Below are 12217 nucleotides of genomic sequence, written 5' to 3' on the forward strand. Positions count from 1 at the left end.
CTCTCTACGACGCCATGCTGGTGTAGTAGGGTGACGGCACCGTTGGGTACGCCCGGAAGACATGCACGAAAACCGCCTCTGTCTTGTCCCGCACGTCCTCCTCCGAATAGGTTTCCGGCAACCCGGTTTGCTCGCTCCAGAGATAATCCTGAATCGTCAGTCGGACCGCGTCCCGGGTGGATTCCTTGTCGCGCCAGTGATTGATTCGCAGTTTTTCCGCCTTGAGGGTTTCGAGCAGGTCAACGGCCACGGCCTTGATGCGTTTGATGTCACCGGACGTCAGGTTTGGCTTTCTCAGCAGGTCGAATACGGCGAGACTTTCCTCATCGAGCCCTTCCCGCACGGCGCGGCTCTCCTCATCGCCCATCTCATCCATGATCTGCAGAAGCGCTTCAAAAGTCTTCTCGATGGTCACCCGATCCTTCTCACGGTTGTACTCGGCGACGATCTCCTCGTAATGCCTTTGGAAATCGGTCCGCAAGGGATTCTGCCGGAGCAGACGCTGCAGGCGTTGTTCAATGGCGGTTTTCAGGTTCTGCACGGTGGTGCGCTTGGCCGGGCTGCGCTCAAACTCCCGGCGCAACCGGTCGAAATCGATCTTGCTGATGTCGTATGTGCCGGTGACGCTCTCGGGACCGCTGTCCCTGGTCCCAATTGCCTCATCCACAACCTGATGTAGTTGACGGATGATGTCGGTGATATCCGCCTGCTCACGGTCCTGCTGCAAGCTTTTGTAGACGATGTTGATCGCGTCGAAGTCGCCCCGGCAAGCATTGACGCCTTCGATGGTGATGCAGGCCTTGAACTTCGAGAACACCGCCCGGCACATCACTTCAAAGCGTTTTCTCGTCTCGTCGTTTTCGTTCGCCGCCTCCTTGGCCGCAAGAATCGCCGCATTTCGGACAAATCCGGTCTGCCCGATAATCCCATCCAACGACGCGCTCCGCTCGTCGAGAAAGGACCGGACAAAGGCAATCGCTTCACGAAGATCGGCCAGCAGTTCCTCTTCGGGCTTGGCCGGTTCGGTTTCGCCGCCGTTGCCTCCGCGCCCGTCATCGCCAGTTCCGGCAAAGGTCGCCAGCGCCTTGCGCAGGTTTTTCAGGATGCCGCAGTAATCGACGATCATCCCGTTGTTCTTGCCCTCGTTGATCCGGTTCGCCCGGGCAATTGCCTGCATCAGCGTGTGCGCCTTGAGCGGCTTGTCCAGGTACAAAGTCGAGAGGCAGGGAACGTCAAAACCGGTCAGCCACATAGCGCAGACGATGGCAACGCGAAACGGGTGCTCCTCGGCCTTGAACGCATCGTCCAGCGACAGCCGCTGCATGTTCTGGAACTGCGGCTGTTTCCGCATGGCCTCCGGCAGGTCGATGCCTTCCTTGATCAGGCGGCGGTGCGGGGTGATGTCCAGCTCCCACTTGCGGAACTTCTCGACCTCGCCCTGTTCCTCGCTGACCACAACCGCCATCTGCGTCTGGCGCATCCACTCGATCTGACGTCGAAGGTACTGTTCGTTCTGCTCATCCGTGGCCTGGGGCAACTGCGCTTCCAACTCGCCGATTCTCTCGTTCCAATAGAATCCGACCAGCTTGTGCATGCGGACGCAGGTGATCTTGTCGATGCAGATCAGCATCGCCTTGCCTGTTTCCCAACCCAAAGAGTAGTGCTGCACAAAATCGCGGGCCACCTGGTCGAGGCGTTTCCCGGCCGTGATGATGTGATAATCGCGCTTGAGCTCCTGCTCCAGGCGCTGCTCCACATCGATATTGCCCGTCTCCAGTTCCTCCAGTTTCTCGGCGATCCGCTCGTTCAGATCGCCGACCGCCACGCCGAGCTTGTCGCCACGCGCATCGTAATAGAGCGGCACCGTGGCCTTGTCCTCAACGGCCCGCTGGAAATCGTAGGTGGAGACGTAATCGCCGAACACCCGCCGGGTGATCTCGTCGTCCTTGAAGAGCGGCGTGCCGGTGAAGCCGATATAGCTGGCGTTGGGCAAAGCGTTGCGCATGTTGAGCGCCAGGGTGCCGTACTGGGTGCGGTGGGCCTCGTCGGTGATGACGATGAGGTCGTCACGCCGGGAGTAGGCCTCGCCTTCGATCACGGTCTGATTGAATTTCTGGATCAGCGAAAAGACATGCGACTTGTGCTGGGCCAGCAGCTGGGCGAGATGCTCGCCGCTCGCAGCCCGGCACGGGTCGCGGTCGTTGTCCACCACGCCGCATCCGGCAAAGGTCTTGTAGATCTGGGTGTCCAGGTCGTCGCGGTCGGTGAGGATCAGAAAGGTGAAGTTGCCGCCCAGCTTGCGATGCACCTTGCGGGTGAAGAGCACCATGGAATAGCTCTTGCCCGAACCCTGGGTATGCCAGAACACCCCCAGCTTGCCGCTCCTGAGCTTGCGGTCGCGGACCGCCTCGATGGCCCGGTTGACCCCCAGATACTGATGGTTGCGGGCCAGGATTTTTCGAGGGTTCCCGGCCGAGTCGTCGAAAACGATGAAGTTCTCCACCAGGTCCAGGAAATTGGCTTTCGCGCACACCCCCTTGAGCAGCGTCTCCATGGCCACCACACCCGGCTGATTCTCAGCTAGCCGTTTCCACTCGTGGAAATGCTCGAACCGGCTGGTGAGCGAGCCGAGTTTGGCATCCACCCCGTTGGCCAGCACCACCATGGCATTGTGATGAAACAGATGCGGGACGGTGTCCTTGTAATCCAGAAAGTTCTGCTCGTAGGCGGCGCGGATATCCTTGCTGACGTTCTTCAACTCCATGAACAGCAGCGGCAGGCCGTTGACGAAGCCAATAATGTCCGCCCGGCGGCGGTAGAGATCACCGCGCACCCACAGCTCCCGCACGCAGAGAAAATGGTTGTTCTCGAGAACATCAAAGTCGAACACCCGCAGCCGCCGGCGCACCCGCTCGCCCTTGGCATTGCGAAAGGTGACCTGCACCCCGTCCTTGATCAGTTCATACTTCTCGCGATTGGTGGCGGCCATGGTCTGCGTGGCGGAGACCGTCACAATCTGGCGGACGGCATCGTCATAGGCCGTGGCGGGCAGACCGGGATTCAGTTCCTCGATCTTGGCCCGCAGGGTGCGGGTCAACACCACCTCGCGGTCCGATTCCCGGCCCAGCAGGCTGTCCGGCCCGAAATCCTCGTTGTTGTAGGCGACCACCGACACCCAGCCGAGTTCCTGCTCCAGATACTCGGCGGTGGTCTGCTGGACGAGAGTGTCTTCGGTGTAGGGGGCGGGAGTCATTCAGTTGCCTCCCTTTTTTCGAGGCGGCTTCAGCTTCTTGATGTCCTCTTCCAGCTCCTTGAGGCTCTCTTCATGCTGGATACGCCGCTGCGATTCCCGGAACTTGTCATACTCCAGGGCGGCTTTTTCCTGGGCCATCTGGTGGCTGATCTTGCCCGCATGGGTGAGCAGCTCCCGGCCATTGAGCTGAATAATGGCATCCAGCCGTTGAATCCAGTCGGACATGTGCATGGGGGTTCTCTGCTGGGCCATGGTTTCGGCAAAGGCGAGGTATTGTTCCACCAGCAGGCCGAGCAGCTTCATTTCATCCTCGGCGAGGTAGTTCTTGGCGATGCTCACATCGCTTTTACGCACCGCCGGCTCACCTTTCTTGTCGAACGATTGCATACCCATCAGGGGCCGCGTGGCGTCCGCCCGGCGATACACCAGTTCCGCCGCTGTTTGCCGGCTGATGGCCCAGAGCAGTTTGTTCTGCACCACCTTGAAAAACTCGACGGTCTTTTCGTCCCTGGGGTCGTAGTCGATGCTGGTTGTATAGATATCCTTGATTTTCTGATAGAAGAAGCGCTCGGAAAGGCGGATTTCACGGATGCGTTCCTGTAGCTCCGTGAAATAGGCCATCGAGTTGCCCGTTTTGAAGCGCTCATCGTTCAGGGCAAAGCCCTTGACGATGTATTCCTTCAACCGCTGGGTGGCCCAGATGCGAAACTGAGTGCCCTGGTGGGACCTGACCCGGTAGCCGACGGAGATGATCACGTCCAGGTTGTAAAATTGAACGTCTCTGGACTGGGTTTTGTCCGGCATGGCGCCATGTCGAGTGGTTGTCCGGAAATTCCGGACAACCACTTCCTCGTCCAGTTCGCCTTCTTTGAAAATATTGCGGATGTGCTCGGAAATCGTCTTCTTGCTTTTGCCGAACAGCTCCGCCATGTGCTCCTGGGTCAACCAGACCGTCTCATCTTCCAGTCGGACATCGATTCTGACTTTGCCGTCGGCGGCCTGGTAAATAAGAATTTCCGAATCTTTCATGCCGGTCATGACGCACTCCTTCGCTTGGCGCTGCGAACTTTGTACAGGCGCTCGGTGAAACCGCCTTCGTTTTCAAAATCCTGCGCCAACCGTTCGACCTGCCGGTCGAGGAGCGAGCAGGCCACCGTCAACAGCACCAACGCAGCGTTGGCGGAAAGCTCGGGATAAAGATCGGTGGACTTGGTGGACGGCGTGGACCTGGTGGACGCTTCAGCGTCATGTCCACTCTGTCCATGCCGTCCACCAAGTCCACTTTTCTTCGCCATCTCCACCACCCAGGATGCCACTTCATCGGCGCTCTCACACCGCCGGTCGATCAACGCCTGTCGCAGCGGGTTCTCCCGCTCCCACTGCGCCAGCCTCCGCTGCCGCAAAAAATCTTCGTAGTCGAGCTTCAGCTCCTCCAAGCTGGCGCGCGCCACCTGCGTCAGTTTAAGTTCGGTCTTTTTCGAGGTCGCCGAAGCCTGCGAGCCCTCGGCGATATTCTGCACGCCCGACCGCGCCGCCTGCACCATCTGATCCTTTGTCCGGCTGAATTTATCAATGTACCGGTCACAAAAACGAACCGTCACATCGTAAACCAGTTGCGCCACCTGAAAGCTCTTCAGTTTGCGGTAACCGCCATGCTTGGGGATCAAATCAGACATGAGCCCTCCATCCATTGCTCCGTCCACCCGGTCCACTCAGTCCACCAAGTCCACAATGCGATATCCGCCTATCGTGCCAGCTCATTTCCGCACCCCTGATAAATCGGCGATGGCAGCCTGGTTGAACTCTTTGGGCTTTTGCAAGGCGACGCCCAGCAGGATGCCTTCCAGGATGCTGCCGCACAAAAAGATGGTCGCCAGCGGAGCAGATGCAAGACAATGCTGCGCCTCCGCCAAACGGGACTCCAGCACCGGCACCAGGTTGGGGTCAATAGAAAGGTTCTTGATGGAGATGTTCTGATAGTGCCGATGCAGGAATTCCTGCTCGGTGGCCACCGGATCAGGTTGTTTGCCGGTCAGCCGGGCGACAATACCCGCCGCCTGCTTGTATTGTGGAGAGTCGTTTGTCTGCCCGTTCCGGGCGGCGTTGTATTGCCAGACCTCCAGCAATCCGGTAAGGACCTTGCCGACCAAGGCATCCGATTCGGTCTCCCAGAACGCCCGTAACCGCTTGGCCTTGGAATCGCCGTTGAAGTCGTACTTTGGCGCGTAGATGTCGATATTGACGGTCTCACGGAAAAACTCGGCAAACGTATTGTTCGAAAAGTCGAGCACATATCCGCTCGCCATCCCGAACAGGTCTTCAAAGACCCTTTTTTCGATTGCCTTGAGACTGCTCATACCGCCACCTCCCCATTCATCAGTTTGGGCAGGAGGAGGTCGCGGGCTTTGGCGAGTGAGGCATTCTGTCGCTTCAACAGTTCCATCTGCTGGTGCAGCGGCGATACCGTATCCTCGAACAACCGCAGAATCTTCTGATCAGCGACCAGCAGCAAACGGCTATGGGCAAAATCGCGATTCAAGCCCGGAACGGCAACATCCGTGCTGATGAAGGTCATCTGCTGCAGGGCGTAGTAGAGGAAGAGAGAGCAGTGTTCCGAATCGATGTAGTAAACCGTATCTATAGGGTGACAATCGTCCGGCGACCAGTACACGCTGCCGACATTACCTTTGCGGCCGACGATGACGGTGGGTCCAGGTACGAGGGCTTTTGCGTGGGTCCCAACAATCCCGCTTGAACCATAGACCGGAAACGGCCCAGGTATGCGGTCGTCGTTCTTCAGGGCTTTACCGTATTTCAAGGGGGCGATTGCTCCCAACCGCTTTTTCTCCCACCCCTCCGGCACGCCGTCGATGATTTGGGTGTGTTCGTGGCCGGGGAAGCGGAGGTGGACGAACCATTCCTTGTAGAGCAGCCGAGCCGCCTGCTCCAGCAACTGAATCCGCCGCCGGTTGTTCTCGATCAGGTCGTCGTAGGCGGAGAGGACAGAAGTGATGCTGCTTTGCTTTGCGAGAGGCGGAATTCTTATAGAGAACCGCCGTAACTCTCCCAGCAGTAGGTTCTTTTGGGCGGCCCCTCCAGCAGAATTGATAAGCCGAGTGTTTTCCGCTGTAAGTTTATAATACAGAAAATGTGGCGTTATCTGTTCGCGGATTGGCTTGAGTACAGCAACACTCTTCTGGAAGGTGGTTCTTTCTGTCTTGTCGTCATCGGGCGCAATTGCAAGTCTGCCGATTGTTCCGCTGTTAGTGAGCAAAACATCGCCCGGCTTTAGATCGGTCCGGCGATGGGTTTCTGCGAAATCGGTTCGTACTATTTGTCGAGCATTGTCGTAATTCAGCCTGCCATCTTTGACGTCCTTGCAGCTAATGAAAAAGAAACCGGAGCCTTCTTCGTTTTTGCAATCGCCATGCTTACCATCTGTAATGAGGCTGCACAATTCGCCAAGGTTTCGGTCTGCCCAGCTCATACCCCCAGTTCCTCAAAATTCCTTTTAATCGTCGCGGCCAGTTGCACGGCCTCGGCGTTCAGGTCCTCCAGTTCCACATGGATGTCGCGCAGGGCCTCTTCGAAGTCGAAATCCTCGTCCTCTTCTTCGGGGGCAACGCCGACATAGCGGCCGGGGGTGAGGCTCCAGTCATTGGCCTCGATCTCGGCCCGATCCACCAGTTTGACCAGCCCTTCCACATTGCGCAGTTCCGCCTCGGGGAAGCGTTCGGTGAGCCAATGGGCCTGTTTCCAGAAGTAACGCACCTGCTTGAGCTGTGCCACGGCCAGGGCGCGGGCCTCGTCGGCCGCCTTGCGGGCGCGGGTGACAGCGCTGAACGCGCCCCTCACCCCCGGCCCCTCTCCCAGGGGGCGAGGGGAGTTCTCCAGTGATTCAATCAGGCGGCAGGCGAGCTTGTAGAGCAGGTCGGTCTGTTTGACCAGATCGCGGCTGGTTTCGGCCAGAGTTGCGAGGCGGTCCACGGCTTTCTTGAGTTCGCCGTTGGTGGTCTTCTGTTGTCCCCATGCCGCCTGCTGTTCGCTGACGGTCTTGCGGAAGGCCTCCACATCCGCCTTGAACAGCGGGATGGCGTCATCCAGCTCCTTCAACGCCTCAACGTGGGATGCGTCAATGGCCAAGGTCTTGAGGAAGGGTTCGACACTGCCGCGCAGCGTGGTAAGCGAAGCGATGAAATCCGGCAGTGATTCGACCGTTTTGCCATCATCGTCTTTCATCGTGAAACAGGCTGCGCCCTCGGCCAGCATGCGTTGACAGTAGCCCGCGACCAGCTCCAGATAACGCCCGGTCTCGCCCCGGTAGAGCCAGACGATGGCCAGCAGGTTCTGCTCCTGCTCGGGGGAAAAGTCGAAAATCTTGCGCGTGACCTTGCGATAGATGTGACGGGCGTCGATCATCAGCACCTTGTCCCGGCTCGCTCTCGAAGCGCCTGCTGCGTCAGCTGCGTCGTCAGCTCCTCGCCTACCTGTCTGGTATGTCTCGTCGCTTCCTCCTTGCTTCCTTGCATTCATCTCCGATAGCGAGCCGGGCTTATCCGGCTTGGCGCGATTGAGGAACCAGAGCTCGCAGGGGACGGTGCGGGTGTAGAAGAAGTTGGAGCGGATGGCGACCATGACATCCACGTCGCCGGTCTCCACCAGTTTCTGGCGCACCTTGGCCTCGTCGCGCCCGGCACTGGAGGCCTGGGAGGACATGACAAACCCGGCACGCCCCTGTTCGTTCAGGTAGCTGTAGAAGTAGCTGATCCAGACGTAGTTGCCGTTGCTGACCTTGCCCTTCTTGTTGACGCCGGGCAGGCCGAAGGGCAGGCGCGGATCGCTCTTGATTTTGTCGGCGTCGATCTCGTCCACGTTGAAGGGCGGATTGGCCATGACGAAGTCGGCCTTGCGCAGCAGTTCGTGGGGGTCTTCGTAATAGGTGATCGATTTCTGGATGTCCCCTTCGAGGCCGTGCACCGCCAGGTTCATCTTGGCCAGGCGGATGGTGGTGGCGTTCTTTTCCAGACCGTAGAAGGTGAGCTTCTCGGTGGGGTTTTCGTGCCGCCGCTCCACCACCCGGGCACTCTGCACGAACATGCCGCCCGAGCCGCAGGCCGGGTCGAGCACCGTGCCGCCCGCCGGTTCGATGACGTTGGCGATCAGCGAGACCAGCGACACCGGGGTGAAGAACTCACCGCCGTCGTGGGCCTTCTGGTCGGCGAACTGGGTCAGGAAGTATTCGTAGATGCGGCCGAAGACATCGCCGGAAACGCGCTTGAGCTCCTCGGGGTTGAGGGTGCGCAGCAGCTGACCGAGCACACCGTTGTCGAGCTCCTGATACTCGCTCTTGGGCAGCACGCCGCGCAGGTTCTCGTAGTCGGCCTCGATGGACTCCATGGCGTCGATAATCGCCTTGGCCCGGTCGGCGCTGTCGGGCAGGGCCACCAGCGTGTCAAACTGGGCCTTGGGCTGCAGGAAGATGGCGCTCTTCTGCGAGAAGTCCTCCTTGGTCAGCGGCCGGGTCTTGCCGCCGCGTGTCGGCAGGCCCGCTTCGATGGCATCCTTGACGCCCAGAAAACGGCTGTAGGCATGGCGCAGGAAGACCAGGCCCATGACCGGCAGGAAATATTCGTTGCTGGCGTAGTTGGAATTGGCCCGCAGGGTGTCGGCCGCGCTCCAGAGCCGCTTTTCAATGGCTTCGATGTGTTCAAGCTGGGCCATGTGCTTAGGCTTCCTTCTCAAAATACGCTTTATGCAGGGCCTCGCCCTTGTCCCCCAGGCTGCGCAGCAGGCTTTCGATCTTCTCCAGAGCCAGCGGCGACGGCTTGGCGCGGTCGTTCTCCCAGCGGTTGATCGTGGGGAAGGTCACCCCGAGCCTGGCTGCGAACTTTTCCTGTGTCAGACCGGTAAGCTGCCGAAGCTCGCGGACCAGCCTCGCCATGCTGTGTTGCTCGTCCAATGGATTTCTCCTTGCTGAATCTATCTGATGTACTGGCGCACCATTCATAACGCCCGATTTATCACTTGATATATCATCCATGGAGTCGCAAATGTCAAGCGCGACCTTGAAATCCTTACTGAAATTCTCGTCCAACACAGTAATTTCAAATTCCCCCGACACTTCAAGCCGTCACCCGGTAAGTAACGGCCATGGGAGCAGACACGAAAAAAATTTCAACCGACGCCCAACACTTTATTCCGCGCATCCCTGCGCTCCACCCCTTCGGGGCCGCCTTGCAGGCGTTCAAAAACGCTGTCCTGCGTTTTTGTCTCCGTCTCTCCGGTAGATAAGCGACCAAGGGGAGACTTCGAGTAAGCGGGGAAGCAATAAGAATTCACAACGAGGAGCGACCGACCATGGACATCAACGATCTGTTTGACGGAATCATGAAGAGTATCAACCAGTTTGCCGAAGGCCGCTCTCGCACGTCCTGTGCTTCGCGGCATTCGAACGTCCCTGTTCATCAGATCGCCGAACAGCGGTTGCAGGAAAAAATGCAGGACAACGGCTTGGAGCGCAGCGAACAAAACCCGCCCAATAACCGGACGCGGTTCGTGGACGGGTCTGTCTTTTCTAAATGGTGGAGGCGGCGGGAGTCGAACCCGTGATTATCCTTATCAATAAAGGCTTTGCAGGTGATACGGAGCACGAGCGAAGCACCACCCTTTTTTGGGGTTTACGCTGCGAAGTCGAGAAGTTCAAGTTTTACGCCCCTCTTTTTTTCTTTCCTTGCGTGTTGAAGAACGGCTTTGTTCACCTCGGCGGAAATATACTCTTCTCCACAGTTGGTGCAATTTTTTGACGGAACATTTTTGAATACCAAGGTTAAATCATTTTGTTCTAATACAATTGTCGTTACTCCATCTTCTGTTGTTCCGTTTTTGCAGATCGCACATTTCATTTTGTTTTTCTCCTTGAGAAATTCATATCCCACTTTTCTTCGCTTGGGTTGTATGCCGTAATGACGACGATAATTTTTTCTGAATCGTTGATTCCTACAACCAAATGCAATCTATTTTTTGCAGGGGTGCAACCGTTGACAAGAACACTCGGCAAAGGGAAATCATCAGTATAATTTTCAATGATTTCTCCATGCACGAGAACAAATTCTACTTCATCTTCCGAGATATTTCTTTGAAACATTCTCCGTGTCGCATGCACCCGGTATTCAATTTGGTAAAGGTCAATATTTTTCTTTATGAAGTCAGATAGTTTCATTGAAAATAAAGTGTTTCCCGGTTTATCGTAATATGATGACTTCCAGCTATGCGTTTTAATTCCTGAATCAGTGACGTCATATCCTGCAAAAGCAGTATTTGGCTCCTGACGCACATTTTTTTGTTTGGCGCAGCTCTCGAAGCTGCTGATTATACCTGATTACGGCATAATTGTTGACGATCCTTGAAAATCTGACGAAAAATCCTGTTTACAAGGCGCACTTCTCCTTTTTGCTTGGACATGTCTGCTTGCCCTACGGCGTTAAATTGTTGGCAGCAACCGGTTGTACACGTCGGCAAATGCGGCAAACGCCGGGCAATGACAACTGAAGCGCAACCGGAGTCTGTTGCCGCTGCTGATCAATCTGGCGGCCCGGTATATCAGCTCCTGGATGACCGTCTTTATCCGTCGCCGTTTTGCCGGATGCCGCACAGGTGAATGTTCCCCGAGGAGTCCCAGTTGCCCGATAAGACGAAGGATATTGTAGGCAAAGGCGCCAAGGGCCATAATCAGCTCGTTGGTGCGGAACTTGCCGCTGGGCAACCGCTCAAGGTCGAGATCAGACTTGAATTCGCTGTGAAACTGTTCGCTCAATCCATGGTTTTCATAGAGGCTGATGATTTTCTGGGCAGGCAGGTCAAGATTGGTCCACCAGCCTTCCACGGTCATATCCGGCACAATCAGCAGCTGGCCGTGTTTGTTAGTGATCCGCTCCGTGACGCGTACCACCTTGGTGAAACCGTAGTGTTGCCCTTCATGCTCCTGGTTCTTGCGGATGGTGAGCAAGGCAACTCTTTTCCCGGCACGCGGCTCTGTGACTGCTCCTTCGGCAAACGCCCTGGCGCATAAATCGTTGGTGTTTTCCCGGCGCGGATTCCATTTGATGATGTAGGAAACCTTGTTATGGTCACGCAGGGCAAGCCTGGTCTCCAGCGCATCATGAGCGGAGTCGAGGCGGACCAGCAATTTCTTGGAGGTCAGCGTTTTGGCCCGCTCGATCACCCGGTTCAGGTATGGCACGAATCCTTCCTGGCTGTGTTGGCTGCCGGGGCGCAACTCAACCTCAAGGCACCAGCCCTCAAGACCGAGATAGGAGGCAATCGGGGCATAGCCGTTGTAGTTGTGATAGGTACGGCTCACACCTTCCTTTTTGGTGTTTGAGTTGTCCATGGGAAAAACATCTGCATCGAGCGGAACATGACCGGTGTCAAGAGCAGTGAAATGCACCCCGCCTTTTTTCAGCATGGCCACCGAGCAATCCTTGATGATCGGCAGAAGTGGTTCGGCATGTTCATCAAGACGCTGCCGCAGCCGTTCTGCCGATGGAACATTTTTAATCCCTAGGGATTGCTGGAAATAGGTGTCATCACGCATGGCGGAAATGGCTTCATAATCGCTCTTGCCCAGGCAAAGAAGCCCGAGAAAGCTGCGGACGATATCCGTATGTGAAATGACATCATTGCCTTTCATTTTCTTGCTGATCTGCAATGGCAACCCGCTGTATCGGTTTATGCACAACCCAACCAGGGCCAATCCGGAGTGGCTGGTATAGAATTCGTCGTCAGACTGTTCGAGGATAAAGCGTTTCATGTTTTTTCACCTGCTGAGTGAGTTTTTATGACAGGTGAATATTGCAATATTTTTATATAAATTTCAACACGTTAATTGACAACATAGGCACTTTTTACTGCAACTCCGTCACGGATTGAGGATACATAAAGTCAAATATGCTTTTGTTATAGGAT

General features: G+C 56.5%; 10 protein-coding genes and 1 pseudogene. 1 reads left to right on the top strand and 10 read right to left on the bottom strand.

The genetic code is table 11. The features are described 5' to 3' along the window. Window positions 1-4: 4 nt before the first annotated feature. From BM485_16770 to BM485_16800, 7 genes and pseudogenes are all read right to left on the bottom strand, one after another. The gene (locus BM485_16770; protein OKY73923.1) at window positions 5-3253 is read right to left on the bottom strand and encodes a DEAD/DEAH box helicase; all 3249 of its coding nucleotides are present in this window, start codon (window positions 3251-3253) and stop codon (window positions 5-7) included. Beyond that, complete coding sequence (locus BM485_16775) at window positions 3254-4291, bottom strand: cell filamentation protein Fic (protein ID OKY73924.1); 1038 nt, start codon at window positions 4289-4291, stop codon at window positions 3254-3256. After that, window positions 4288-4929, bottom strand: coding sequence for a four helix bundle protein (locus BM485_16780; GenBank protein ID OKY73925.1), 642 nt, complete (start codon window positions 4927-4929; stop codon window positions 4288-4290). Before BM485_16780 ends, BM485_16775 begins: the two co-directional genes overlap by 4 nt. Window positions 4930-5010: 81 nt before the next feature. Continuing rightward, the gene (locus BM485_16785; protein OKY73926.1) at window positions 5011-5610 is read right to left on the bottom strand and encodes a hypothetical protein; all 600 of its coding nucleotides are present in this window, start codon (window positions 5608-5610) and stop codon (window positions 5011-5013) included. Beyond that, a complete protein-coding gene (locus BM485_16790; protein OKY73927.1) occupies window positions 5607-6740 on the bottom strand; it encodes a hypothetical protein in 1134 nt (377 codons plus the stop codon). The genes BM485_16785 and BM485_16790 overlap by 4 nt, the downstream gene beginning before the upstream one ends. A 1070-nt stretch (window positions 6741-7810) precedes the next feature. Then, window positions 7811-8974: pseudogene (locus BM485_16795) on the bottom strand (DNA methyltransferase). A gap of 4 nt (window positions 8975-8978) precedes the next feature. Then, on the bottom strand, window positions 8979-9260 hold the full coding sequence (locus tag BM485_16800) for a hypothetical protein (protein OKY73940.1): 282 nt from the start codon (window positions 9258-9260) through the stop codon (window positions 8979-8981). 350 nt (window positions 9261-9610) lie between these two features. Between BM485_16800 and BM485_16805 the strand changes: the two genes are divergently transcribed. Then, on the top strand, window positions 9611-9862 hold the full coding sequence (locus BM485_16805; GenBank protein ID OKY73928.1) for a hypothetical protein: 252 nt from the start codon (window positions 9611-9613) through the stop codon (window positions 9860-9862). A gap of 68 nt (window positions 9863-9930) precedes the next feature. On the opposite strand, the gene BM485_16810 is transcribed toward BM485_16805, so the two are convergent. The 3 genes from BM485_16810 to BM485_16820 form a co-directional block, all read right to left on the bottom strand. Continuing rightward, window positions 9931-10155, bottom strand: a complete 225-nt coding sequence (locus BM485_16810; protein ID OKY73929.1) for a hypothetical protein — start codon at window positions 10153-10155, stop codon at window positions 9931-9933. Continuing rightward, complete coding sequence (locus tag BM485_16815) at window positions 10152-10472, bottom strand: hypothetical protein (GenBank protein ID OKY73930.1); 321 nt, start codon at window positions 10470-10472, stop codon at window positions 10152-10154. Before BM485_16815 ends, BM485_16810 begins: the two co-directional genes overlap by 4 nt. 261 nt (window positions 10473-10733) lie before the next feature. Beyond that, complete coding sequence (locus BM485_16820) at window positions 10734-12062, bottom strand: transposase (protein ID OKY73931.1); 1329 nt, start codon at window positions 12060-12062, stop codon at window positions 10734-10736. Between the last annotated feature and the right edge of the window lie 155 nt (window positions 12063-12217).

It is taken from the genome of Desulfobulbaceae bacterium DB1, assembly GCA_001914235.1.
Classification (GTDB): domain Bacteria; phylum Desulfobacterota; class Desulfobulbia; order Desulfobulbales; family SURF-16; genus DB1.